The organism is Photobacterium carnosum, from assembly GCF_002849605.1.
Lineage (GTDB): Bacteria > Pseudomonadota > Gammaproteobacteria > Enterobacterales > Vibrionaceae > Photobacterium > Photobacterium carnosum.
Genome location: NZ_NPIB01000007.1, coordinates 91,300 through 116,528, shown reverse-complemented (window position 1 = coordinate 116,528; position 25,229 = coordinate 91,300). Strand labels below are relative to the sequence as shown.

At 38.1% G+C, this 25,229-nt stretch carries 22 protein-coding genes; 15 read left to right on the top strand and 7 right to left on the bottom strand.

Annotation, left to right across the window (positions count from 1 at the left end; genetic code table 11):
* Positions 1–67: 67 nt before the first annotated feature.
* Positions 68–562 carry a GNAT family N-acetyltransferase gene (locus CIK00_RS08305; protein WP_101768421.1) on the bottom strand — a complete coding sequence of 165 codons (495 nt, stop codon included), beginning with the start codon at positions 560–562 and terminating at the stop codon, positions 68–70.
* A 303-nt stretch (positions 563–865) separates the two neighbouring features.
* Between CIK00_RS08305 and rsuA the strand changes: the two genes are divergently transcribed.
* The 3 genes from rsuA to CIK00_RS08290 all read left to right on the top strand — a co-directional run bounded on the left by rsuA (position 866) and on the right by CIK00_RS08290 (position 3,628).
* Positions 866–1,564 carry a 16S rRNA pseudouridine(516) synthase RsuA gene (gene rsuA / locus CIK00_RS08300; protein WP_101768420.1) on the top strand — a complete coding sequence of 233 codons (699 nt, stop codon included), beginning with the start codon at positions 866–868 and terminating at the stop codon, positions 1,562–1,564.
* A 174-nt stretch (positions 1,565–1,738) separates the two neighbouring features.
* Positions 1,739–2,929: a Bcr/CflA family multidrug efflux MFS transporter gene (locus CIK00_RS08295; protein ID WP_101768419.1), complete on the top strand. Its 1,191-nt coding sequence runs from the start codon at positions 1,739–1,741 to the stop codon at positions 2,927–2,929.
* 45 nt (positions 2,930–2,974) lie between these two features.
* A complete protein-coding gene (locus tag CIK00_RS08290) occupies positions 2,975–3,628 on the top strand; it encodes a DUF2913 family protein (RefSeq protein WP_101768418.1) in 654 nt (217 codons plus the stop codon).
* A 114-nt stretch (positions 3,629–3,742) separates the two neighbouring features.
* Here CIK00_RS08290 and CIK00_RS08285 read toward each other — a convergent pair whose 3' ends face one another.
* Positions 3,743–4,891, bottom strand: coding sequence for an MFS transporter (locus CIK00_RS08285; RefSeq protein WP_101768462.1), 1,149 nt, complete (start codon positions 4,889–4,891; stop codon positions 3,743–3,745).
* Positions 4,892–5,082: 191 nt separating this feature from the next.
* Between CIK00_RS08285 and CIK00_RS08280 the strand changes: the two genes are divergently transcribed.
* Positions 5,083–5,862: an AraC family transcriptional regulator gene (locus CIK00_RS08280; RefSeq protein ID WP_101768417.1), complete on the top strand. Its 780-nt coding sequence runs from the start codon at positions 5,083–5,085 to the stop codon at positions 5,860–5,862.
* Positions 5,863–6,144: 282 nt separating this feature from the next.
* A complete protein-coding gene (locus tag CIK00_RS08275) occupies positions 6,145–7,311 on the top strand; it encodes a PcfJ domain-containing protein (protein WP_101768416.1) in 1,167 nt (388 codons plus the stop codon).
* A 92-nt stretch (positions 7,312–7,403) separates the two neighbouring features.
* On the opposite strand, the gene CIK00_RS08270 is transcribed toward CIK00_RS08275, so the two are convergent.
* From CIK00_RS08270 to CIK00_RS08260, 3 genes are all read right to left on the bottom strand, one after another.
* Positions 7,404–8,078, bottom strand: a complete 675-nt coding sequence (locus CIK00_RS08270; protein WP_101768415.1) for a peptidoglycan DD-metalloendopeptidase family protein — start codon at positions 8,076–8,078, stop codon at positions 7,404–7,406.
* 22 nt (positions 8,079–8,100) lie between these two features.
* On the bottom strand, positions 8,101–9,336 hold the full coding sequence (locus CIK00_RS08265) for an MFS transporter (RefSeq protein WP_101768414.1): 1,236 nt from the start codon (positions 9,334–9,336) through the stop codon (positions 8,101–8,103).
* Between the two features lie 203 nt (positions 9,337–9,539).
* Positions 9,540–10,130, bottom strand: coding sequence for a hypothetical protein (locus tag CIK00_RS08260; RefSeq protein WP_101768461.1), 591 nt, complete (start codon positions 10,128–10,130; stop codon positions 9,540–9,542).
* A 204-nt stretch (positions 10,131–10,334) separates the two neighbouring features.
* Between CIK00_RS08260 and CIK00_RS08255 the strand changes: the two genes are divergently transcribed.
* The 5 genes from CIK00_RS08255 (at position 10,335) to CIK00_RS08235 (ending at position 14,540) form a co-directional block, all read left to right on the top strand.
* Complete coding sequence (locus tag CIK00_RS08255; RefSeq protein ID WP_101768413.1) at positions 10,335–10,925, top strand: TetR/AcrR family transcriptional regulator; 591 nt, start codon at positions 10,335–10,337, stop codon at positions 10,923–10,925.
* A gap of 104 nt (positions 10,926–11,029) precedes the next feature.
* Complete coding sequence (locus CIK00_RS08250; protein ID WP_101768412.1) at positions 11,030–12,058, top strand: NADP-dependent oxidoreductase; 1,029 nt, start codon at positions 11,030–11,032, stop codon at positions 12,056–12,058.
* 15 nt (positions 12,059–12,073) lie between these two features.
* Complete coding sequence (locus CIK00_RS08245; protein WP_101768411.1) at positions 12,074–12,688, top strand: glutathione S-transferase family protein; 615 nt, start codon at positions 12,074–12,076, stop codon at positions 12,686–12,688.
* Positions 12,689–12,837: 149 nt separating this feature from the next.
* Positions 12,838–13,620: an AraC family transcriptional regulator gene (locus tag CIK00_RS08240; protein WP_101768410.1), complete on the top strand. Its 783-nt coding sequence runs from the start codon at positions 12,838–12,840 to the stop codon at positions 13,618–13,620.
* A gap of 149 nt (positions 13,621–13,769) precedes the next feature.
* A complete protein-coding gene (locus CIK00_RS08235) occupies positions 13,770–14,540 on the top strand; it encodes a class II glutamine amidotransferase (RefSeq protein ID WP_101768409.1) in 771 nt (256 codons plus the stop codon).
* Positions 14,541–14,675: 135 nt separating this feature from the next.
* On the opposite strand, the gene CIK00_RS08230 is transcribed toward CIK00_RS08235, so the two are convergent.
* The gene (locus tag CIK00_RS08230) at positions 14,676–16,145 is read right to left on the bottom strand and encodes a C69 family dipeptidase (protein WP_101768408.1); all 1,470 of its coding nucleotides are present in this window, start codon (positions 16,143–16,145) and stop codon (positions 14,676–14,678) included.
* A 440-nt stretch (positions 16,146–16,585) separates the two neighbouring features.
* Between CIK00_RS08230 and CIK00_RS08225 the strand changes: the two genes are divergently transcribed.
* Positions 16,586–18,109 (top strand): BCCT family transporter, encoded by a 1,524-nt coding sequence (locus CIK00_RS08225; RefSeq protein WP_227990240.1) that lies wholly within the window; start codon positions 16,586–16,588, stop codon positions 18,107–18,109.
* Positions 18,110–18,264: 155 nt separating this feature from the next.
* Here CIK00_RS08225 and CIK00_RS08220 read toward each other — a convergent pair whose 3' ends face one another.
* Positions 18,265–19,725, bottom strand: coding sequence for a DUF2867 domain-containing protein (locus tag CIK00_RS08220; protein ID WP_101768406.1), 1,461 nt, complete (start codon positions 19,723–19,725; stop codon positions 18,265–18,267).
* 553 nt (positions 19,726–20,278) lie between these two features.
* On the opposite strand from CIK00_RS08220, the gene CIK00_RS08215 reads away from it, so the two are divergent.
* From CIK00_RS08215 to CIK00_RS08200, 4 genes are read left to right on the top strand one after another with little or no spacing between them, the layout of a single operon-like run.
* Entirely contained in the window at positions 20,279–20,950 is a 672-nt protein-coding gene (locus tag CIK00_RS08215) for an ABC transporter ATP-binding protein (protein WP_101768405.1), read from the top strand.
* A complete protein-coding gene (locus CIK00_RS08210) occupies positions 20,931–23,390 on the top strand; it encodes an ABC transporter permease (RefSeq protein WP_101768404.1) in 2,460 nt (819 codons plus the stop codon). The genes CIK00_RS08215 and CIK00_RS08210 overlap by 20 nt, the downstream gene beginning before the upstream one ends.
* Positions 23,390–24,499, top strand: coding sequence for a lipocalin-like domain-containing protein (locus CIK00_RS08205; RefSeq protein WP_101768403.1), 1,110 nt, complete (start codon positions 23,390–23,392; stop codon positions 24,497–24,499). The genes CIK00_RS08210 and CIK00_RS08205 overlap by 1 nt, the downstream gene beginning before the upstream one ends.
* Positions 24,500–24,512: 13 nt before the next feature.
* On the top strand, positions 24,513–25,202 hold the full coding sequence (locus CIK00_RS08200) for a potassium channel family protein (protein WP_101768402.1): 690 nt from the start codon (positions 24,513–24,515) through the stop codon (positions 25,200–25,202).
* Positions 25,203–25,229: the final 27 nt, after the last annotated feature.

Here is a 25,229-nt window from a genome sequence, read left to right as displayed (position 1 = left end):
GTTATAACGAAAAAAGCCTTGTCAAAACAAGGCTTAAATGAAAATTAATCATTATTATTGGTTTTATTTATGAGGCAATGGTCGCTGGGATGTGGGATTCAGTTAAGTTTTTTGTCATCATGCAAAATTGACGACGAGGCGTAAAGCCATGCTTTTCATAGAAATTACGTGCACCAGCATTGCCTATATTGACTTCAAGCGATAACGCTTTAACGCCATCTTGAATAACCAAGGCTTCAAGTTGTGGTAATAATTCAGTTCCAATTCCATGTTGGCGCCAATCAGCTTTTAAGTAGAACTGATCGATTAAACCAATTTTCCCACCATGCTCAAGGCTGAAGCTATAGCTAACAATAATATGCCCAGCAATATGCTTAATACCGTGTTGTTCTACTTCAATAAACCATGCTTGTCCAAGTTTTGGATTACTTAATAGCTGCTTTACCGCGATCATGGTTTGTTCGGCCTTTTGTGGTAAGGCTTCATAATCAAATAACTCATCTATTAATTGAAGAAATTTATTGAGTGAAGAAAGTGTTGGTGTGCTGAGAGAAATATTCATACTGAGTCCCTAAGTTAAAGCCTATCGTTAAAAGCTTTATTGGTTACAACGTGTAAGTAAATTGTTGTATTTGCATAGAGTAAATGTCTTTTTAATTTGTAATCTAGCAGATATATGACAATTGAGTCATAGAAATGTTCATTTTTTGGCAAAATAGCGCCATGTTTAATGGTTTTATTTTTTTAGAACGTCATAAAAGCTATGTGCTTAAAGTATGAATGTGTACGAAAATGAAGTTTTTAATGCATATCTGTGATTTGCTTCCTATAATACCGAATCTTTTGTAAGTAACGGAGCCACTCAATGAGGCTTGATAAATTCTTAGGTACCACTTTAGGTATCACCCGTAGAGAAGCCGGTAAACTTCTTCGAGATAAAATGATTGAAATTGACGGTGAAATTGTCCGTAGTGCTTCTTTCTCTGTCGGTGACAATCACAATGTGGAATTTAAAGGTCGTCCACTTCGCCTGCAAGGGCCTCGTTACTTCATGTTGAATAAACCACAAGGTTTTGTGTGTTCACATGTTGATGGTTTCAATCCGACTGTTTTTGTATTGTTTGATGAAGTTAGCCCTGAAAAAATGCACGTAGCTGGACGTTTAGACAGTGATACTACAGGTTTAACGTTATTAACGGATGATGGTCAATGGTCACACCGTATTACGTCACCACGTCATGTGTGTGAAAAAGTGTATTTGGTAGAAACCGCTGATCCTATTGTTGCTGAGAATATTGAGCAATTTAAAGCGGGTGTACAATTAAATGGTGAAGAAGGACTTACTCGACCTGCTAAATTAGAGATAGTCGGTGAACGTGAGGGTGTATTAACCATCACTGAAGGTAAGTATCACCAAGTGAAGCGTATGTTTGCAGCGGTAGGTAACCACGTTGTTAGTTTACATCGTGCGCGTGTAGGTGGGCTTGAATTGGATGAAGATCTTGAACTTGGTAAATACCGCCCATTAACAGCTGAAGAGATTGCATCATTTTTAGCTAAATAATCTTAGCGATTGTTTTAAATACCCAAAAAGCATAAATTTTATTATTTATGCTTTTTTTATAACGATTATTATTCTCTTATATTAAGATAATTTATATTTCCTATTAGGAAAGAATGATTACCATTTTTTAGCGTACAATGGATTATTGTTGTTATTTTTATAAAAAGAATATTTATGACTCAACCCGCTTCATCTAAATTGAGTTTACAGCTCATTCTCATTCTTGGTGCGATTGCTGCTTTAACCCCTTTTGCTATTGATATGTATTTGCCGGCAATGCCTGATATTGCTAAAGATTTTTTAGTGTCTCCGAGTGCTGTTCAGGTAACACTAACTGCTTATACGGCAGGTTTTGCTTTTGGTCAGTTAATTCATGGGCCGTTAGCGGATAGCTATGGTCGACGTCCAATGTTGATCGCGGGCACTATCAGTTTCTTGGTGTTAACCATTTTAGGTGCGTTGAGTACCAATATTACCGAGTTAACCATTGTGCGTGTAGCGCAAGGTTTTGCTGGTGCTGCGGCTGCCGTTATCATTGGTGCACTTGTGCGTGATATGTTTGAGCGCGAAGAGTTCTCTCGCACCATGTCATTTGTGACGTTAGTGATGACTATCGCACCGTTAATAGCCCCTGTTTTGGGTGGTCATCTTTCAGTTTGGTTTGGTTGGCGTGCTGTCTTTTGGGCGTTAGCTGTTTTTGCCGTCATTGTTTTGATCTCGATTTTATTTAAAATTAAAGAAACACTGCCGAAAGAAAAACGGATCCCGTTTCATGTATCATCAATTATTAAAAACTATAAACGGTTATTATCAAATCCTGTTGCCTTTGGCTTAGTGTGTTGCAGTGGTTTTTCTTTTGCTGGCATGTTTACGTTCTTAACCGCAGGTTCGTTTGTATACATTGATATTTATGGTATTAGTGTTGAGAATTTTGGTTACTACTTTTGTTTAAATATTCTTTGTATGATTTTATTTACTAGCATCAATGGTCGTTTTGTGAAGCGAAAGGGCACTCATTGGATGTTACGTTTTGGCTTAACTATACAATTAGTTGCTGGCATACTGCTACTTATTGGGCAATGGTTAGATCTAGGGTTGTGGGGTGTTGTTATTCCTGTGGCCTTGTTTATTGGTACACTGTCCACGATTGGTAGTAATACCATGGCGTGTTTATTATCGAGTTATCCTCAGATGGCGGGTACGGCTTCTTCTTTAGGTGGAACGTTCCGTTTTGGGATTGGTTCGATTGTTGGTGGCCTTGTTGCGTTAATGCCAGATGGTAATGCATGGCCAATGGCGTTGACGATGGCGTCATGTGCTATATTATCAGCTGGTTTTTATTGGTTCCTTGCACGCACAGCTTAGAGGCTGTGTTGTGGTTTGATATTTTTGGATTGTTTGAAATAAATCATGACCATTTTTTTTAATGAAATTTACAATGTAGTTAGTAGTGGGTTAACCGCTTTACAAGAAGCGCAAGCAACAGGTAAAGCACAAAAAAACCCTGTCAGTGAAAGTATATTTTTAAGTGCTTGGGTAACAAAAGTACTTAAACAACATAGTTTTGATCGTTGCGTAGTGAAAACATTACAAGAATGGCAGCAACAATCACGTACTATGGGTAAAAATGCACAACTAAAACTGCATTTTGAGCACTTAGCTGAAACCTATGCCAAAGTGACTGATGACAAAGGACTATCAACGGTTATTACACCTGTTGTAATGACAACGTTTTATGCGGCATTAGAGCAGCAAGATTGGCTAGTGACTAATGAATACGAAGTGAATCGTAAAGTTAGCCACCATACTGATGGTAAAGCATCGTTAGTGGTCTGTTCCGCTCAGTATGCTGCGTCAATGAATGAGGATGGCGAGCTAGCAAAACCATTATCTTTATATATCCGTGGTAATGTGCAGCAATTTATTGATATTGCTTATCAACATGGAATCTTGCTGTATAAAATAACTGATTATAAATCGAAAGTTAAATTTCATGGGGAATATATTATTTACCCATCAAATACAGGTACTCACTTGCCAGAGTTACCGACTCGAATGTTATAACTTACGTTGAATTACACACTAAGCCGCATTATTGCGGCTTAGTTGTATTTGATATAGATAAAAGGGGGTATAGATAGCGTTAGGTTGTTATGGTGATCGCTTTATTGACGTTGTTTATTGACGTTGTTTATTGACGCGATGAAAGAACGTTAGTGTTATCGCAAGGATGGCACAGACTAAAAGTGTGAGACCAAGATCGCCCACGATTGCTGCTTTATGTAAACCCGCGCCAATGACGAGATAATAAAATAACCCCAGTAATGCACCCGCACTGCCTAAATGATCACGATAGTTATTTAATGCGGTACTTAACAAGTTAGGTAAAGCTAAACCAAATGACAATGATATAAAGATCATTGGCAAGAAAAACCAAATAGAGGTTTGTAATAGATAAACGCCAACACTACTCATGAGCAGTATGACCGATGCAATGGTGATGATAGTTTGTGACATGACGTGTCGACGCAGTAATCGCATATTAAGCATTGCGCCAAGGATTGAGCCTAAGGCCAGTACAGCGCTGGTATAGCCAAATAATTTAATGCTGACATGTAATTTTTCAAACATAAAAGGAGCAAGGCTGTAATAGGAAAACAATGCAATATTAAAGATAGCAACCATCAACATGATGTACCAAATATGAAGATCTTTCAGCATTTTAATACCAACAGAGAGCAAACTATCTCGTTGGGTTTGAGTCGGTTTTGTTTCGGGTAATTGCAATAAGCTCCAGCAGAGTAATCCACTGGTTAGTATTATCATGCCGATAAACACCCATTTATAGCCGCCATTAACGGTTAACCAACTGCCTGTTATCATGCCAATAATAGGACTGATCCCAATGGATGTGCCAATAATAGAAAATACCCGTCCCAGCTCTGCACCTTGGAAACAATCACGAAGGATAGTTTGGGTACAGACTGAGCCAACCGCCGCACCAAAGGCACAACAACCAAAGCCGATAAGAAGTAAGGTAAATGTTGATGCAAATAAAGTGAGAATAGCGGAGCCAATAAAAACGATTAACCCAATAAGTGTGGCATAACGTCGCCCAATGATGTCGCACATTCTGCCCCAAAAAACGACCCCAATAGCAAAGGCGATAAAGAAAACAGACATCCCTTGCGCTGCGGTTGAACCAGTGACGCCAAAATGGGTTTTAATGGAGGTTAATGCGGGGCTATACATGGTTTCGATGATCTGTGGAAACATTAATAATGTCACCGCTAATGGTATTGAAATTTTATTAATATTGTTATTCATATGATTTTTTATAAATTCCATGATGTTGTTCTAAAAATAGAAGATAAAACTATTCTTTTTATTAATGAGTTGTGTGGTTAGGGTGAATATACGTATTGTTTCATCATGGTAATTATTATAAGGTGCTCATTTTTGAACTTATATTAATATAAAGACTATATATATTAAATTAAGGACAGGTGGCGTGAGTAATGGCATATATTGAACATGGTCAACAATTTTGTCCCAATAACCTTGACGGTTTAGTGATTGGCCTTGCGGCTGATGTTGGTGATCATAATTCTGGTGAGCATCGACACGATAAAGATCAGCTATTATTCTCCCATCATGGTTGTATGGTGATCACCCTTGAAGGGGTTAAGTGTGTTTTACCCCCCATGCGTGCAGCTTGGATCCCAGCAGGCATGTTGCATAATGCGCAGATGACCAATGTTACACATTACCGTTCGTTGTATTTTGATCCATCATTACAGTCACAACTTAGTCGTGAAATGAAGATTATTGATATTAATCCATTGATGGCGATACTGCTTGAAAGAATGGCGATGTGGGCGTTTGATAAGCCCAACAAAGAACAACTAAATTCAGTTAACTTATTGATAGAAGAACTTAATTCTGCTACTGAAAGTCATTTTAATTTGCCGTTGCCTAATGATGCCAGATTAGCTAAGTGGCTTGAAGAGATTAATTGTCCCGATTTTATCGCTCCGACGTTAGCTAATCTTAGCCTGTTGGTGGGGGCGAGCCAGAAAACGATCACACGTATTTTTAATAAAGAAACGGCAATGCCATATCAAAGTTGGCGTCAACAATGGCGGTTGTTAGCTGCAATTGAATTATTATCACAACATCAGCGTATTTCTGATGTTTCATATCGATTAGGTTTTGCGAATGATAGTGCTTTTATTAGTTTCTTTCGTCAAAAAACAGGATTTACGCCGCTTAATTTTATGATTGAATTTAAATCGTAATTTTTAAACACACTATATTTTAATAATAACTGCTATAAGGTGAATATTTGCGCTAATTAATACATTGTTTATCGAAAATTTAACTTCGAATAAACATTTAAATAACCAACAATATTGTAGAATATATATTCTATGTAAAGCTCTCATCTTGATATTTTTTAAGTTGAATATTCATATTAATAAGTCATGATAGGCTTAGTAATTACTACAATAACGCTGTTAATACTGAGATAGCTATTATTGTTATTATGAGGGAGGAATAACAGATTAATAGGGACATCTATGCCTGTTTGTTGTACTGAACATCAGTCTACTCATATTTCAACACCATTGATCTTATCGTTTGATGAGACATTGACTTTCTTTCCATTTGTTCTGGAATTTTACGATTGGCGAGATGGTCTTATTATGTACCGCGCTTATCGTGATGGTCACCGTGAGTTATTAGAAGGCAGTTGTTCGTTTTATATCGAACATATTGAATCACTGGCTGGCGGCAAGGCGTGGATTGAAAGTATTCCTGTCGGGTTAGTTGATAAAGCCCGTGCTTACGCTGATCTTGGTGTGTATATGCTCAAGATGGCAGCGATGAGTGATAAAGCTCGCCATTTATTAGCCCAACGACCAATATTACTTTACCTGATGTGCGAACGTTATCCATTAGATCAGGAACAGGTGTTAGCTTTATGCGAGCTAGGTCAACGTCAAATTTTAGCTCATTTAGGCTTAGCATCGTGTCGATCTGCATTGCGTTTTATTGATCGTATTCAAAGCGATTTTTCTACCCGTTCAGTGATTATTGTTATTCATCGATTATTAGATCCAGAAACGATGATGTTTACCTTATTTCGCCATTATTCAGTAATCACTACCGTAACGTTACAAGTTTATTTACAGTGGCCAACATTAACAGGCACAAAATTAGGCTTTTATTTAATTAAAGCGTCACCGCGAGAACGACTGCGAATTAATCAGATATTATCGGATGTATTTCAGTTAGGTTATCGTGTGCTTGATGTTGATTCAGTGCGACGTATTCATGCTGTTACATCGTATGATGAATTGAAAAAGTTACATGATCGATGGCTAATTGCTCAAAAAACAGCGAAATTTGTTCCTGATCCAAGTTGTGATAAGGCGTATGACATTCCTTTTGAAGGTAATAGTAATATTGTACCGATTCGAAATTATCAGCAGCTTGAGCTTGAAGGAATTGAACAAAGTCATTATGTTGCTATTTATCATCACCGGATTATTAAAGGTGAATATTTAGTGTATAAAATGCATATGCCAGAGCGCGTCACCATAGGGTTAAAGCGGCACTATTTAGCCAATGGACGTGCAAGTGAAACGTATACTGTCGATCAAATTCAAGCGCGAAATAATCGTTTACCGTCTTATGAAACCTTAGAAACTGTGTATAGCTGGCTTGATCGCGTTAGAAAATAATGCTGTGATTATTGTTAGTATATTAACCAAGAGATTTAAATCGCATATCATTTTATTGTGAATATGCGATTTAAGATTTGGGCCGTTGATTTTTAATCAAGATCAGAGCATTTCAGTATCAAGTTAGGATTGGGGCAGTTACGTAGGTAAAAATCTAACTCAGCGGGATCAACAACGCCAATATAGTCGTCAGTGTTGGTTCCCATATCCTCAATAATCTGTAAATGAAGATGCGGAGCCCAACCGCCATTTTCTGCTGTGGTGCCGATTGCCGTAAATTGTTGACCTGCTTGTATATGATCGCCCACGTGCAATTGCGTATGTGCGGCTTGGTGAAGATGACCATATAAAGTAAAAAAGGCTATTCCCTCAAGCTGGTGGCGTAAAATAATAGTGGGGCCGTAGTCTCCTTCACCTTGGTGATTAGCAATACTATGTATTTCGCCATCAAGCGGTGCAAAAACCGGTGTTAAAGAGGGAACACCTAAATCGATTCCCATATGAACGGTACGATTTTTACTGTTACTAAAATTCGCTTTATCTTGATAAATCAGCCGTTGTTCTGCATAACGACCAATCACTATTTGTGCGTTCATTGCTGTTGCCTGATAGGCTATTTCATCAGCAAAATTGTGGGTTGACGTTACTTTATTCCAAAGCTCACTAGCAGGGGAAAGATCAACAATGAGCCCGCGACCAAATTGAAGCGGTTCTGGAATCACTGCATGAAACTGATGAGCTTGAAGTACACTGGTTAATGGTGTCATGTCTGTTGTCCTATTCATCATTTTAATTAGCCGCCGTAACGAGCGTTGCTGCCTTTTTAGGGACGATAATCATCGCAATTACATAACCGATGGCAGCAATCGCTGTCGGTAGAATTAAATCAATATTGACAAATACACTGGTTAAATAGCCACTTAATGTCCACGCTAAACCCACCATGGCACTCGACATTGCCATAACCCAACCTTGATCCGCTTCACTGGCTCTATCTGATAATGCCGTAATATAAAAAGGAAAGGAGATCGCCACCATAACGGCGGTAAAAATCATCGCGGCAATGTGAGTGTTTGGCGTTGGCGTGATCGCTAATAAAATCATTCCAATAGCAGCAAATAGGGTTGTGATCCGTAATGCTGATAGTACATTAATACGCGCTAGAATCAGCCGAGGAAGCAGTAATAGCGAACAGATCATCACCACGCCAATCGCCATCATAAAATATTGGTAGAAGCTGCTTTCTACACTAATGCCCCATTTTTGAGGGAAAATAAACGCGATATTTTGAAAGTATAAACTCCAACTAAACTGACAAATAAAAACGATCGCTAAACAAGCCAATAAGCCCGGTTGGCTCCGTTTTAATGGGGCAACAAAAGAGAGTGGATTTTCATTGTGTAAGGTGATTTGCGGCGGTAACCGAACAAGATTTAGTAGTATTAAACAAAAGATAGCAATAATAAGACAAGCATAAAATGGTGCTTGAGTGCCATAGGTTGCTGATAATTTACTGCCTAATGCTGGACCAAATGACATGGCAGCTGTCATTACGATTGCCACCATACTCATTAATGTCGCTTTGGTTTTGCCTCGGCTATTATCAGCAAGAATCGCTTGTGCAATCGGCTGGCTAGCAGAGCCAAGGCTATTGATCATGTTACCTGCAAATAATAATGCAATAGATCCGATAACAATGGCATAAATTGGCATCGCAAAACCAATAGCGGCAATAATTAAACATAGGACCATAGTTACTTTACGGCTAAAGCGGTCAGCAAAACGGGCAATGAGGGGGGTGAAAAACATGGAGATAAAAGGAGCGGCTGACATCACCGTACCAAACAAAGTACGTCGTTGTTCTATTGGCATATTTTGTGCAATGGCAAGCGAGTGATCAGTTAGAAATAAACTCACATAAGCGGGAATAGTAATAAAAAACCCGGCAGAGCCAAGGAAGATAATACTGTAAAGGGTAAATAGGGTAGTGGGTTTTAACGCCAAAGGTTGGGTCAAGGTTGGCATGAGGTGTGAAGTTCCTGTCGACGATAATAATCGACTATTTTAATCAGGTATTATCATGAATCAAGTTATTATACGTTATGTCACGATAGCAGGAGGTAAATAGGAACGGTATTATCACATTATGATTTACATCATGCGATTATAGATAAAGAAACGCCCTGTGTTAACACGTTGGTAGTCTACACAAGGCATTACTTTAGTTTTTAATCAGCATCATAAGCTGATTGTTCTAGAACAATGTCAGTCTCAAGATTTTTTAATGCCATTTTCTGGATGTTAATACCAAACATCATCAGAATCAGACACCAGTTTAAGTAAGGCATTTTACCGAGACGTAAGCTTTCATTAAAATAACCAGAACTCCAATTATATAGCTCTGAAAGGCTTTCAGTCGTCATTTCTTCAAATAAACCACTATTAATTAACTTAGCAAAATGGCTACTTGTCGGGCAGATAAATGTATCTTGGGCACCGAATGCAGAAGGCTTAAATAAATGTAATATTTGCTTAATTTCTTCCACTTCAATTACTTTACCGTTGGTTGCGATATTTAATCGGCCAACGAGGGCTGAAATAAAGCACCAGCATGGGTAAGGGATTGTAGAAACCTCTAATGGTTCTTTTTTATACTTCGCTGTCCACTTACAGATATTTTTTTCTTTTAAGCCAGTAGCTAATGTCAGTTTTTTGGTGTCATAACCGTTATTTTTCAATAAATTAATTACTTCAGCAACTTCAGAAACTAAAGGTTTTTCCCAAGATGCAAATGGGGTAAATACATTTTCTCTAATCAAAATGTTATTCCAATTGACAGTGTTATATAGGTGTTTTGCATAACTAATGTTGCTGATCATACGTATTCGGTGCTGTATGTCTATTAATATCCGTCGTTATAAATGAGATAGAAAGAAGATATTTATTACAAGCCGTAACGACGCTATTTAAAATAATGGAACACAAGACTAGACGACTGGTCTAGTCGAGTTTATAGTTATCGCATGAAAATAAAAACAAACGATACACGTCAGCATATTTTAGATATTGGTTACCAACTTGTGGTGACCAAGGGATTCACAAATGTTGGCCTGTCTGAAATTTTAAAAACAGCAGCGGTACCAAAAGGTTCTTTTTATCATTATTTTAAGTCAAAAGAGCAATTTGGTGAGGCGTTAATTCAACACTATTTTGAACAATATTTAGAACACGTTAGCGCTATTTTAGTACAAGGTACTGGAACGGGTTTTGAGCGTGTAACTGATTATTTTTCACGTTGGTTAATCATCGATAATGGCACTTGTAATGCCAATAAATGTGTTGTTGTTAAACTCAGTGCTGAAGTCTCTGATTTGTCTGAACCGATGCGTGAGGCATTACGAATAGGGGCTAATAGAATTGTTAGCTTACTTGCAAACTGCATTGACGATGGTATTAAAGATGGTTCAATTACGATAACCGATAGTCAATTAACTGCACAAACGCTGTATCAATTATGGCTTGGTGCGAGTTTGTTTTATAAGCTTAGTCAAGATTTAAACGTATTACAACAAGCGTTAGTAACAACAAAAGCTCAGCTACAACCCGTGGTCTAGTGGTGGTTACTTATTAATTATCCCATTATTTTATGATGGGATTTTTTAAAGCCCTAAGCTAGACGACTGGTCTAATGTTTAATAAAAAAGAAAAGGATAGCTCAATGACAAACGTAAACCGCAAAATCGTATTAGCATCTCGCCCTGTTGGTGCTCCAACAGCTGATAATTTTCGTTTAGAACAAACCGCTATTCCAACGATAGCTGAAGGGGAGATTTTACTGCGTAGTGTGTATTTATCATTAGACCCTTATATGCGTGGTCGTATGAGTGATGCTAAGTCTTATGCTGAGCCTGTTGCGATCGGTGAGATTATGGTTGGTGGTACGGTATGTCAAGTTGAGCAGTCTAATCATGTTGATTTTGCACAAGGTGAGTGGGTGTTATCTTATTCAGGTTGGCAAGATTATGCCGTTTCAAATGGTGACGGCTTAATTAAATTGGGTATGCAGCCAACACATCCATCTTATGCGTTGGGTGTGATGGGAATGCCAGGTTTCACCGCTTACATGGGTTTGCTTGATATTGGTAAACCTAAGCAGGGTGATACCATTGTTGTAGCAGCAGCAACTGGCGCTGTGGGTTCAATGGTGGGTCAAATTGGTAAAATTAAAGATTGTCGCGTTGTGGGTGTTGCTGGTGGCGAAGAAAAATGTCGCTATGCCAAAGACGTGCTAGGTTTTGATGATTGTATTGATCACAAAGCTGATGATTTTGCGGTACAGCTAGCAGCTGCTTGTGATAACGGCATTGATATTTATTATGAAAATGTCGGTGGTAAAGTCTTTGATGCAGTATTACCACTACTTAATACGGGGGCTCGAATTCCACTATGTGGTTTGATTTCTCAATATAATGCCACTGAATTACCCCAAGGGCCTGATCGCATGTCGATGCTAATGGGTACGCTATTAGTTAAGCGTATTAAGATGCAAGGCTTTATTATCTTTGATGATTATGCTGATCGTTATGATGAATTCGCAATAGAGATGAGCCAATGGTTAGCGGAAGGTAAAATCCATTATCGTGAAGATTTAGTGCAAGGATTAGAAAATGCACCTCAAGCGTTTATTGGCTTATTAGACGGTAAGAACTTTGGCAAACTTGTTATTCAAACCAATCAAGCTCAATAATACGGCAGGTATATTATGATCACACTACATCACTTAAATAAATCACGTTCAAAACGCATTATTTGGTTATTGGAAGAGCTTGGCTTAGCGTATGAGGTTAAGCCTTATTTACGTGACGCGGTCACTTTTTTAGCGCCGCCAGAATTGAAAAATATCCACCCGCTTGGAAAATCGCCAGTTATTGAAGATAATGGGACGGTGATTGCTGAATCTGGCGCTATTACTGAATATTTAATTCAGACCTATAACCCTAATTTAGCACCTAAAGCAGGAACGCCTGCTTATATTGAATATTTACAATGGCTTCATTTCGCTGAAAGTTCGGCTATTCTACCGTTATTATTAAAGATGTTTGTTGCTAAAGATGGCGCGAAAACTAATTTCTTAGAAGGCTATGCTGACGTTGAAGCTGAAAAGGTTATTGGTTATTTTGAGCAGAGCCTTGAAGGCAAAACCTATTTAGTTGAAGAGCGACTTACTGGTGCTGATATCATGATGTCGTTTATTGCTGAAATACTGCAAAATAACGGCATGATCGTTAATTATCCGAATATTCAACGTTATCAAGCTCAATTAGCAACGCATGATAAGTTTATTAAAGCGGATCAGATTGAGCAGCAATTGGGTTAATTGTTATTATGGTTTATTAAAGGTCACTTTCGAGTGGCTTTTTTTTATAATTGTTTAAAATTGTGATCTTATTAATCGTATGATTTAGACCTTACTTTTGTTTCTGTATTGAGATATATTTATTCTTCATATTTAAAAGCAGACAGATTATGCATTTTAAAGCCAATATTATGGGGTTTGATACGGATCTATACCCACAAAAGGTACTAGCATTACGGGTTGTAGGTATTGAAAAAGAAGAAGAAGCGCCATTCCACCAGCACCATAAAGGCCAATTAGTTATGCCGTTAACCGGGTTTGCTAAATGCTATATTGATGATGCTGTGTGGATGGTGCCAGCGCATTGCGCCGTTTGGATTTCAAGCCAGATTCCACATAGTATCTGTATTTCACCCGATGCCGATGTATGTATGCTGTTTGTTGATCAAGATATTATTGGAATGCCTAATAAAGCGTGCACACTTTCTATCACACCGTTATTGCGAGAATTAATTATTCGTCTGGCACAAGAACGTCAAGACTATGATAAAGATGGCGCGGTAGCACGTTTAGTTGATGTATTGGTAGATGAATTGATATTAATGCCAACTGAACAGTTTGATTTTCCCATTCCATCCGAGCCGCGATTACATCAAATTGCGCAGCGTTTATTAGCTAATCCTGGTGATAGAAAAACCGTTAGTGAGTGGGCGACACAATTTGCGATGAGTGAACGTACGTTAGCACGTTTGGTTAAACAAGAAATTGGATTAACCTTTGGTCGTTGGCGTGGGCAGCTACATATTGTTGTTGCATTACAAAAGTTATCAATGGGTGAATCCGTACAACGAGTAGCCGAAGATTTAGGCTATGAATCTGTCAGCGCGTTTATTTTGTTTTTTAAAAAAACGTTAGGGAAACCGCCAAAACAATATATGAAAGAACGAGAATAAACTTTGTTTACGATGGTGATATGTATCAACAGTGATATGTATAAATAAGTAGGCGGTAACGAACAATATAAGCATAGAGATCACGTCTAGTGCGTGATAAATTAGGTTACTTATTCAGTCTATGTGTTTTATTAAGTAAGGAATATGCTATGTCCCGATGGTTAGCCTATCATGGTGATAGTATCTATTTGGATGAATTGATTTATCAACCTGAACATTCATTAATTCAGCAAAGTGTCGAATCAAATAAAAAACGCATCGTTCGAGCTAATGGTGATGGTTTTGGTTTAGGGTGGTATTCGCACCGTGCGTTACCCGGCTATTATCATGATATTTTACCCGCATGGGGTGATGAGAATTTACGCTCGCTAGCGCATCATATTAGTTCACATCGTTTTATGGCACATATTCGTCAGTCAACAGGCTCGCAGGTTTCACGAGTCAATTGTCATCCGTTTGTACTTGATAATTGGATGTTTTTGCATAATGGTCAAATTAGTGGTTTTGATCAGGTAAAATTCACGTTAGTACGTCAATTAACTGAAGAGTTATTCTTAAAGCGGGTCGGAACAACCGATAGCGAATTGATCTTTTTAATGATGATCAAAAATGGTTTAAGAGTCGATCCTATTGCTGCTATTAATCAGACTTTGTATGAAATTGAACAAGCAATGGAAGATAAATCTATAACTGGCCCATTAAAAACGTCACTTTGTATTTCTGATGGTGAGCAATTTTGGGTGGTTCGCTATAGCTCTGATCATCAACCGCCACCGGTATTTATTCAGTGTTCAGCACATAAGACGATCCTTGCTTCTGAACCTTTAGATCATTCTGATTCATGGCAAAAAATCCCTCGCCAAACTATTACTCACATTGTGAATAATCACTGCACTCAATATGATTTAATTATTGATTAACCTGTAGTGTGTAATATTGAAAAGGCAGCCTTTAATAGGCTGCCTTTTTAATATCTGCGGTAATCATAACCAGCGATGTTTGCTGTTCTATTCTATTTTCTGTTTTTCGCTATTATAAATAATCAATAGCGTTAATTAAGCACCTTTGAATGGGTAAGTTGCATTGGTGTCTGATGTCATCTTGGTAATAATTCTATTTTGGAGATTACTTGCTGTTGCCATTGCTTGATGAGTAACAGTTAATTCAAAATTGTTTAATAGCGCCTGTGCTTTTTGAGGCTCAGTTTTATAGATTGCTAAATAGTTTTTTTGCGTTTGTGCCATGAGTGCGGTTTGTTTCTTTTCAAATTCGGCATAAGCTTTTTTCACCATTGGCGCAAACTGATTATAGTCAGTCATCGCAAGGGTTTGTACTTTACGTAATTGCCAATAGGCTGACGTATTATCGGCCATGGTGCCGACGCCTGTTTTATAAATAGCAGGAATTTTCGCACCCTGATAAAACGCGATATAAGGGGTAAGATCGGTCATGCCCCAACCTATATAAGCAATTTCTCCAATAGCTTGAGGTAATGTGGGTTTAATTTGCAGAATATGAGATTGGTAGGTTCTAAATACAGAGATTGGACGATAAGTTTCTTTAGGGTTGACGTTCGCATAAGGGTCATGTGAAGAACCTTGATAATGATTTCGTAATCCTTGTTTTACATCATTCACCGATAACTTATGAGTTGGAACCGCAAAGACAGGGAAAGCTAATGGATTGGTTAAGGTTGTTTTAATACCATTACTGTACATGTGTTGTAAGGTATAAACGCGTGGATAATTATAAAAACGATCGTTGCTGTTATCGATGGAATAGGCGTTATGAAAATTAAACTCACCGTCTTGTTTTGGTTTGTATACACCCTGAGCAATAGCAAAACTGATTAGTGTTGGGCTTGAAAGATATTTATCAGTATTGTTAGCATCAAAATGTTGTAATCGCCCTTGATTGGCAGAAACAAAATAATCGTTATTATCGAGTTTGGTTGCCATCCATTGGTGACCACTGCCTGTTTCTAAATACCAGATCCCTGTTTTATCAACAAAAGCGACCCCAAATCCTTCTGCTGCTCCTTGTTTTTCAATAATGTTACCTAAGAGTTGAACTCCCTCTTTGGCTGAGTGCGCCCGCGGTAAAATAACATTAACAATCGAATCTTCATTGATGCCTGTTTGTTCATTATAAGGATCGACCGCAAGTATCACGGGATTATTATAAATAGATTCAGTGGCAGACATTCCAATACCAAGTTCATTAAAGCCAGCAGAACCAAAAGAAGTATCATGTGTTTTTGCTTTGGAGAAGCTGCTATAAGCAAGGCTGGTTGCAGGTAACGGGTAAGTAAAAGCATTGCTGTTAGATGAAAACTTACCTTTAGTATTAGTTTGATGAGGGTGATTAAACCAATGAGGATTAACTAATGGGCTATGATCTGCATTTCTCGCAATAATATAACTGCCATCGGTTGTGGCTTGATTACCAACTAAAATAGTGGTGCAGGCTAAAACTGATGGGGAAAGGGTGGCTGCAATCGCAGCATAAATTAACGTGGACTTCATGGATACCTCTATAATGCAGTTAAAAATCGGCTATTACTATAGGGCATTGAAATAGGGGTGTTTGCGTGAAATGTCACACTCGTTAATGTGTATAAAAGAATAAAGTGATAACTAAGTTTTCAATAGTTAATCTTAATATTGTTTGTTCAGTAACTATTTTTTTAAGTGTTAGACGAGAAGGTTAATGAGTAAATTTAATGGTTATGATTATTTTTATTTGTCGTTATTGGCTTTTGTGTGACAATTTATAAGTTTTTGTTTTCAAATTATAAACCAATGAAATCGTATGTTTATTTCCTTTTTTATTGAAAATCATAGAGAAAATTTAACTAGCGTTAAAGTTTACATGCTGATAGTGTGTCTTCCCTCACACACAGCGTGAGACATTTATGCAACGCAATACAAGCGAAATTAGTAATAATATAGTACCGAACATAGTTATGGGACTTAAAGGTTTAGATAATAAACTCGTTCCAGCTCTAACGATTGGGTTTATCACCTTATTCGTTCTTTCTGCTTTAATTGATATGCCCGCATTTAGCGCAATGATTCAAACTTCTTTTAGCTCTGCAGCAAAAACTTTCGGTTCAAGTTGGCAGTGGCTGATGCTGATTAATTTCGTCCTAGCATTAATTGTAGCGATTAGTCCGCTAGGTAAAAAAGTGATGGGTAGCGTTGCTAAACCAACGATTGGCACATTTCGTTGGTTAGCTATGATCATGTGTACGCTGCTTGCTGGTGGTGGTGTTTTTTGGTCTGCAGCTGAACCTATTTATCACTTTATGACACCATCTCCATCATTTCCTGGTGTCGAAGGCGGCACGCTTGCTGCTGTTACTCCAGCATTAGATCAAGCCTTTTTGCATTGGGGCTTTCTTGCATGGGCTGTATTAGGTACGCTCTCTACTATAGTGTTAATGTATGCCCATCATGAACATGGGATTAAATTACGTCCACGTGCTTTATTATTTCCACTTTTTGGGCATCGCTTAGAAAATCATTGGCTAGGTAGTGTGATTGATGCATGTTCAATTATTGCTGTAGCAGCGGGCACGATTGGTCCGATTGGTTTCTTAGCGTCACAATTAGGCTATAGCTTAGAATTATTAACGGGCCTAGAAAATAATACTCAATCTCAGTTGGTTATTTTAGCCATTGTTGTTGCTATTTATTCGGCTTCAGCCGCATCAGGTATGGATAAAGGCTTACAGTGGTTATCTCGCCTTAATGTTATTGGCGCATTTGTACTTTTAGCCGCTATGTTAATTTTAGGTCCAACGACATTTTTATTAAAAGAATTTGGATCTGCTTTTGGCAGTTATTTACAGAATATGGGAACGATGAGTTTGACTACGGCTAAGCCTGAGTGGAATTTATGGTGGACATGGTTCTTCTGGGGCTGGTTTATTGGTTTCGCCCCTATGATGGCTATCTTTATTGCCCGTATTTCAGAAGGTCGTAGCATTCGAAGCTTAATCTTATGTGTAGCTGTTGGCGCACCTATTGCGACAAATTTTTGGTTTGCTGTATTAGGTGGAACGGGTATTTCATTAGAGCTAAATAATCCTGGTATGATTTCAGGTCCATTGCATGATGGCGGATTGCCTTCAGTATTATTAGCAACACTGTCTAATTTACCATTGAGTTATATTTTATTACCTGCATTTTTAGTGTTGACCACAACCTTTGTGGTAACGACAGGTGATTCAATGGCGTACTCAATTGCGATGGTGGTTTCTGGCGATAATGAACCTAGTAGTAAGCATCGTTTATTTTGGGCTATTACCATGGGTGTAGTGGCTGCGGTCTTATTACTTGCTGGTGATGGTGGTTTGAAGGCTCTGCAGTCCTTTATTGTTATTACCGCAGTACCTGTTTCATTGCTGATTGGATTAACACTATTAAGTGGTCCTATTGCGGCATGGAAGATGACATGTGCATCTAAAGCAGCCAAGGCGGCTTAATATATGTGATGTGATTTTCACATTCAGTTAATAATATAAAAAACCGAAAGTGCCATGCTTTCGGTTTTTTTTATGTCTCTATTTTGATAACTATCTAATCATCATCATATTGATAATAGCGATAAGTAATGTGGTTGATAATTAGATAAGCCGTATTATTTTGTTTCGATATTGCCTTGTTGTATTTTTGCTTTACAACGTTTAACTAAAGCATGGGTCATGCCACGGAAAATAAATAAATGCGCTGGCATCATTGCAAACCAATACAGTAGTCCCATAAAGCCTTTAGGGTGCCACCACGCACGAATGTCTATAGTACGATGATCACCACAATCTTCAATGGTAAATTCTAATCGACCTAAACCCGGGGCTTTCATACCAAATAATAACGATAGGAAGTGATTTTTTTCAAGGCTGATCACTTTCCACGAATCAATTTTATCGCCTAGTTGTAATTGCTGAGGATCACGTCGATAACGCTTGAGGGCATTACCACCAATCATGGCATCCATCCATTCTCGCACTAGCCATAATCCATTGGCATAAAAATACCTTTCTTCACCGCCAATCAGCTGTACTTGACGCCATAAGTCTTCACAACTGGCATCTGTTTTAAGTGTGTAACCTGCTTGTTTAGGGTAATAGCCATAACCTGTTTGCCAGCGTAATAGGGCATCTGGATCAAATCCCCAAATATCACTTTTAACCACTTCGGTATTCATGGCTAATGCTTCTTGGATCGCTTCTTCATAATTGATTAAATGTTGAGGAATACGTCGTTGAAGTTCACTGCCATCTGCGGGAAGATCACAACTTAATCCACCAATAAGTGCTCGTGCAATATTGGTTGGAACGGAGGTAATAAAACGGAGCCAATAGGTCGCCATTTTGGGACTTAACCATTTTAATGGGATGACGCGAATATTTTTACCATGCACTTTACTTAATCGGACCATTTGATCTCTATAAGTCATCTGTTCTGGCCCTGCGACATCTAAAATAAGGTTATGATCTGGCGGGCATTCGATAAGTTCTGTTAGGTAGTAGAGTAGGTTGCGTAATGCAATCGGTGAATTACGAGAAGTAACCCAACTTGGGGTTAACATTACAGGTAAGTGATAAACAAAGTCTTGCATGACTTCAAATGCTGCAGAGCCTGGACCGATAATAATACCTGCACGTAACTCGGTAACGCATTTATCACTATTGCGAAGAATATTTCCCGTTTCTTTGCGGGCACTTAAATGTTTTGATTGGCTAGTTTGTGACTGTAAAGCACCTAGATAAACAACATGTTCAACATCACTATGGCGAAGGTAATGGCTAAAGTGACGGGCGCAATCAAGTTCAAATTCAATAAAATCATGGCCATGATTCATGCCATGAACGAGAAAATAAACAGTATCGATATCTGTAAACAGATCAGTTAAGTCTTGGTCAATGTCTAGATCTAATTCAACTAACGTTAGATTATTAATATTTCCCCAACCACGTTTTTCTAATAGCTTAAGGTTCCGTCCTGTTGCGGTTACGTGATGGCCTAAGTTTAGTAAGTTAGGCACGAGGTGGCTGCCAATGTAACCAGAGGCGCCGACGACAAGAATATTTCTGCTCATTAAGTAACCACTCTAAATTCCGTGTTGCGATATAAAGATGCAAAAAATTCCGTTCTTAAAATTTTTAATATCGCCTTTAAAGATAATGGCTTTTTATTGATTAAAAGCAATAATAAACTACAAAAGATGATAGTTTTTGCTGGTTAATATGATTATTATCACCACGTTTATTATGGGTTTTTATGCATATGCGGAAGATAATTCCATAATAATAAAATGCAGATGTCATTTATCTAAATCAAATCAAAGCTTAAACCGTGAGTATGGTTGTTGGTAAATTATATATGTGACTTTATCTCATAGTTATTAAATTCAAATATAAAGACATGAAAATTGTTTCTTAATAGTAGTTTATTATGCCTAGTTGGTAGCTATTTGTTGTTAAAGAAGAATATCTCAACAAGATAAGTATAATAAATAGTAATACTTATATGGCTAAGCTGTTATATGAGGAATAAAATAGGTAATATTGAATAATTATTTATTTTAATTGGATGAATATTAAAATAAATAGTGATTAACTTGTCATGTAAGCAAACGTTGGTGATTGAACATGTTACGACTATCTAAACTCTGCAAAGGGTATCTAGACGGTACCGAGTTTCATTCTGTGCTTCAGGGCGCTAATTTATCTTTAAATTCTGGAGAGCAATTGGCTCTCATGGGAGAAAGCGGCTCAGGGAAAAGTACATTACTGAATTTAATTGCGGGGCTTGATAAACCTGAATCAGGTGAGATATGGCTCGGGGATACGGCGATGCATGCAATTTCTGAACGTGAGCGAACGGCTTATCGTCGTAAAAATATTGGTCTTGTTTTCCAGCAATATAACTTATTACCGACCTTAACCGTGGCCGATAATATTCGTTTTTGCCGTCAGTTAAAGGGATTGCCAGATGATAAAAAATTATGGTTAAAGTTGGTTTCTGCCTTGGATCTGATGTCATTATTATCACGTTATCCTGAAGAAATTTCAGGTGGTCAACAGCAACGTGCTGCTATTGCGCGAGCTATTTATATGGAACCTGCACTGTTATTAGCAGATGAACCGACAGGTAGTCTAGATGAACGTAATGCAAGTGCTGTTATTCGATTACTTCTTTCTTTAACGAAACAACTTCATTGTACGTTATTAGTTGTTACCCACAGTGAGAAGGTTGCGTCGTATATGCAGGGATGTATTCGCTTACAAGGAGGTCAGTTACATGTTACGCCCCGTAGCTAGTGCGCTTTGGGGACACTATCGTCGTCACCCATTACAAATTGTTTTAGTGTGGCTTGGATTAACATTGGGTATTGCATTACTAGTTGGTGTAATGGGTGTTAATCAGCAAGCAAAAGAAAGCTATCGTAAAGGCGAACAACTTTTTTCTAATCCTTTTCCTTATCGTATACGTCATGTTCAAGTTGGTATGAATGTACCGCAAGGTTTTTACATTCAAATGCGTCGAGCAGGGCTTAAAACCTGTGCGCCATTAGTTGAACATCGCATTATTACAGAAAAACAACGTGATTTTCAACTTTTAGGCATTGATCCTGTTGCGATTTTGGGCGCAGTACAAAATAACGTAATTGATGAAAGTAAAATCAACTTATTACAATTAATGCGACCACCGTACCCGATTATGTTAGGTGAGCATTTAGCTAATTATATGGGTCTCAAAAGCGGAGATATGCTGACGCTTAATTCTGGGCGTAAAATTGGCCCGATGAAAGTAGTTAATGATAGTCGTATGAATGATTCTCGTATGATTGCAGACATGGCTTTGTTACGCGAATTACAACCTAGTTCTGGTTTTAGTGCGGTTGTTTGTGGTGAAATGAGCAGTAAACAGTTAATGAAATTGACGCATATTTTACCGCCAGGGTTAACGCTTGAACGGCAACAAAACGCAAAATTAGAGCCATTAACGAAGGCCTTTCATTTGAATCTGTTTGCTATGGGAATGCTGGCGTTTGTGGTTGGATTGTTCATTTTCTACCAAGCAATGTCGCTTTCTTTAGCGCAACGACAACCATTAGTTGGCATTTTACGTCAATTAGGTGTTAGCGGTACCCAACTTGCTGGAGCCCTCATCGGTGAATTGTGTTTATGGGTATTAGTTGGACTGGTTGGCGGTAATCTTATTGGATTGCTATTAGCACAGCAATTATTACCATCTGTTGCTGCATCATTGAATGATTTATATAACGCCAATGTTGGCTTACAAGTGCACTGGAATTGGCAGTGGGGTGCTGCGAGTTTAGCGATTGCGATTTTTGGATGTGCCTTTGCCTGTACATGGCCAGTTGTACGTTTAATTAAATCGCCACCCGCGCGACTAGCGACACATTTGTCTTTAGTGCGTTTTAGTGGTCGAGAATTTGCATGGCAAGCCTTGTTTTCTTGTGTTTTTATCATTGGTGCTGTGGTTGTTTATAAGCTTTCTCATGGACAGTTAACTGGCTTTGTTTTAATTGCCTTTATTCTTATAGCCTCTGGCTTAATGATGCCTTATTTGCTTTGGTTGCTGTTCCATTTTCTCGGTAATATCAGCAGTAAAGCACGTATGCGATGGTTTTTCTTTGATGCTGCTGCAAGTTTAAGTTATCGCGGTATAGCAGCAATGGCGTTTATGTTGGCGTTAGCTTCTAACATTGGTATGGAGACTATGGTTGGCAGTTTTCGTAATACAACAGAAAACTGGCTTGAACAGCGTTTAGCTGCGGATATTTATATTCGTCCATCAATGAATATGGCCCCTCGTATTTCAAAATGGCTTCAACAACAACCTGAAGTGGATCAAGTGTGGTGGAGCAGACAAAAAGCCACTCGCTCAAATAATGGCACAATCCAAGTTATGAGTATTGGTCAAACCGCAGGTGAACAAAAAGCCTTGTCAGTAAAAGTGGGTCTTAATAATTATTGGCAGCAACTGCACCATGATCGTGCGGTAATGGTCAGTGAGTCTATGGCGCTGAAACATCATTGGCAACCAGGAGATATTATTAATCTTCCTGCTCCCATGAATCAAAAATGGCGAGTGGTGGGTATTTATTATGATTATGGTAATCCTTATGGACAAGTCCTAATCTCACAACAAAAATGGCAGCGTTTTTGGCCTCATTCTGGACAAGTAGGATTAGCGATTCATTTGAAAAAAGGAGCAAAGTCAGAATTGCTATTAGCAAAATTAGGTGAGCGATTCCTTTTGCAACCAGAGCGAATACGTAATAATTCTGCGTTAATGAAACAAGCGATGACCGTGTTTGATCGTACGTTTGTCGTGACATCGACATTAGGTAATTTAACGTTATTTATTGCTGTTTGTGGTCTGTTCTTCGCGACTATCGCGGGAGAGATTTCTCGGCAACGACAATATTCATTATTACGTTGCATGGGAATGACAAGCATTGAATTATCGTTATTGGGTGGTGGTCAATTGTTGGTTATAGGACTTATGACTGCATTGATAGCATTGCCATTAGGTCTACTTTTAGCGCAATTATTAATTGATGTTGTGTTGAAATATTCTTTTGGTTGGACAATGCAAGTTCAATACTTTCCTTTCGATTATTTTATGACGTTAGGTACGGCTTTATTAGCACTGCTTGTTGCTGGAGCGTGGCCTGTATGGCGTTTGGTTCATCGATCTGCAATTTTATCTTTACGAGAGTCATTTTAATGAGAGTTTCAATTATGCAATCTCGTTGGTATTTGCTTTATTTAACTATAATGTTATTTGGGACGATGGTATTGAGTGGTTGTGATCAGCAACCTATTCGCAGTAATTCAGTGAAAATATTAACGCAATCTCAAAATTTCGTGTTTGAACCCGTCGTTAAAGGCGAGGAAATAACATTTCCTAAAGATCATGGCGAGCATCCTGAATATCTTGCAGAGTGGTGGTATTTAACAGCTAACCTTAAAACAGAAACGGGCAAAGAAATTGCGGTGCAATGGACGATATTTCGCATGGCAACCAGTGATGAAGATTTGAGTGGTTGGAAAACACCCCAGATGTACATGGTGCATGCGGTAATAACAACAAAAGAGAAAGTTTGGGCGGCGGAAAGATTTGCTCGTGGTGGAATTGGTCAAGCAGGGGTAAGTCTTAATCCTTTTCATGCATGGTTAGATAATTGGTCATGGGATGCAGCAACCAGTGATCCTTTTCCTGGGCGGCTTGAGTTTTCAGATGATCACATGTCTGCGCGATTAAACATCAAGCAAAAAGGGGCCATTGTTTTACAAGGTGATAAAGGATATAGCAAAAAACATCCATTACTGAGTATTGCTTCTTATTATTACAGTGTTCCATTTTTAGATCTTGATGGGACGATCACTCTGGATGGAAAACCATATAAAGTGAGTGGTCGTGGTTGGTTTGATCGTGAGTGGAGCAGTAGTATGCTCAGTGCCAAACAACAAGGTTGGGATTGGTTTGCAATCCACCTTAATGATGGCAGTGCTTTGATGGTATCGCAATTACGAGAAGAAGGACAAAGACCCTATTTTATTGGTTCGCGTTCATGGCCTGATGGTCGAGTGGTTAAATTAGATAATAATCAAATTCGAATGAAACCTATGCACTTTTATAAAGTGAGTGGAATTTCATTTCCATTAAATTGGTTAATTGAAGTGCCATCACAAGGATTAAAGCTCCAAACAAGTGTTGTCCGTCAAGATCAATGGCTACATTTTATATTTCCCTATTGGGAAGGGCCAATTAATGTCACAGGGACTCACAGTGGAAAAGGGTTTATGGAACTTACTGGTTATGAAGATAAATAAGGAATATTGATAAATGTTGAGTAAAAAAGCCCAACGTATAAATAATCAAAATAATTTTTTCTACTTAACCTTAGCATTGGTCTTTTTATTGATTAGTGCATCATTAGACAAAGTGATTACGTCTGGTTTTTTGCAATATATACTAGAAGTTTTCACGTTTATCACTTTTGGCATTTGTTTATTGAGTTTACGCTTTGATAAGAATTGGTTCCGTTTTTTATTATTATTAGTGGTTGCATGGCTGATAGCGGTGATTACTCGAACGGTGTTAGGCATTGAAGAAATAGAAATTATTATGCTGTTATTGATGTTTACTTTCTTCTATGGCACATTTTGCTCAATTATGCGCCAAATATTATTCACGGGTTCAATTACTGCCAATAAAATCATTGGTTCAATGGCATTGTTTTTGTTGCTTGGTTTAATGTGGGCCATTGGATATTTGATTTTAATCCATTTTTTACCGGGATCATTTCAAGGCATTAATAAAGGGCCGTGGCATGAGAATTTTGCTGATGCCGCTTATTTTAGTTTTGTTACTTTAACGACATTAGGGTATGGCGATATTTTACCAATATTGCCCATTGCTAAAGTTCTTGCTTATCTTGAAGCGATTGTTGGCGTATTTTATATGGCAATTGTAGTTTCAAGTTTAGTGAGTTCAAGTCGAGAACAATATTTTATTGAGCATGTGGATGATTAATTTGTAGTCATTGACTCTGATTACTGG

Coding starts and splice junctions, on each gene's coding strand:
- CIK00_RS08215 (WP_101768405.1), top strand. CDS start 20,279: ATGTTACGACTATCTAAACTCTGCAAAGGGTATCTAGACGGTACCGAG.
- CIK00_RS08235 (WP_101768409.1), top strand. CDS start 13,770: ATGTCCCGATGGTTAGCCTATCATGGTGATAGTATCTATTTGGATGAA.
- CIK00_RS08285 (WP_101768462.1), bottom strand. CDS start 4,891: ATGAATAACAATATTAATAAAATTTCAATACCATTAGCGGTGACATTA.
- CIK00_RS08305 (WP_101768421.1), bottom strand. CDS start 562: ATGAATATTTCTCTCAGCACACCAACACTTTCTTCACTCAATAAATTT.
- CIK00_RS08230 (WP_101768408.1), bottom strand. CDS start 16,145: ATGAAGTCCACGTTAATTTATGCTGCGATTGCAGCCACCCTTTCCCCA.
- CIK00_RS08255 (WP_101768413.1), top strand. CDS start 10,335: ATGAAAATAAAAACAAACGATACACGTCAGCATATTTTAGATATTGGT.
- CIK00_RS08205 (WP_101768403.1), top strand. CDS start 23,390: ATGAGAGTTTCAATTATGCAATCTCGTTGGTATTTGCTTTATTTAACT.
- CIK00_RS08280 (WP_101768417.1), top strand. CDS start 5,083: ATGGCATATATTGAACATGGTCAACAATTTTGTCCCAATAACCTTGAC.
- CIK00_RS08245 (WP_101768411.1), top strand. CDS start 12,074: ATGATCACACTACATCACTTAAATAAATCACGTTCAAAACGCATTATT.
- CIK00_RS08270 (WP_101768415.1), bottom strand. CDS start 8,078: ATGACACCATTAACCAGTGTACTTCAAGCTCATCAGTTTCATGCAGTG.
- CIK00_RS08265 (WP_101768414.1), bottom strand. CDS start 9,336: ATGCCAACCTTGACCCAACCTTTGGCGTTAAAACCCACTACCCTATTT.
- CIK00_RS08290 (WP_101768418.1), top strand. CDS start 2,975: ATGACCATTTTTTTTAATGAAATTTACAATGTAGTTAGTAGTGGGTTA.
- CIK00_RS08275 (WP_101768416.1), top strand. CDS start 6,145: ATGCCTGTTTGTTGTACTGAACATCAGTCTACTCATATTTCAACACCA.
- rsuA (WP_101768420.1), top strand. CDS start 866: ATGAGGCTTGATAAATTCTTAGGTACCACTTTAGGTATCACCCGTAGA.
- CIK00_RS08200 (WP_101768402.1), top strand. CDS start 24,513: ATGTTGAGTAAAAAAGCCCAACGTATAAATAATCAAAATAATTTTTTC.
- CIK00_RS08250 (WP_101768412.1), top strand. CDS start 11,030: ATGACAAACGTAAACCGCAAAATCGTATTAGCATCTCGCCCTGTTGGT.
- CIK00_RS08225 (WP_227990240.1), top strand. CDS start 16,586: ATGGGACTTAAAGGTTTAGATAATAAACTCGTTCCAGCTCTAACGATT.
- CIK00_RS08240 (WP_101768410.1), top strand. CDS start 12,838: ATGCATTTTAAAGCCAATATTATGGGGTTTGATACGGATCTATACCCA.
- CIK00_RS08295 (WP_101768419.1), top strand. CDS start 1,739: ATGACTCAACCCGCTTCATCTAAATTGAGTTTACAGCTCATTCTCATT.
- CIK00_RS08220 (WP_101768406.1), bottom strand. CDS start 19,725: ATGAGCAGAAATATTCTTGTCGTCGGCGCCTCTGGTTACATTGGCAGC.
- CIK00_RS08210 (WP_101768404.1), top strand. CDS start 20,931: ATGTTACGCCCCGTAGCTAGTGCGCTTTGGGGACACTATCGTCGTCAC.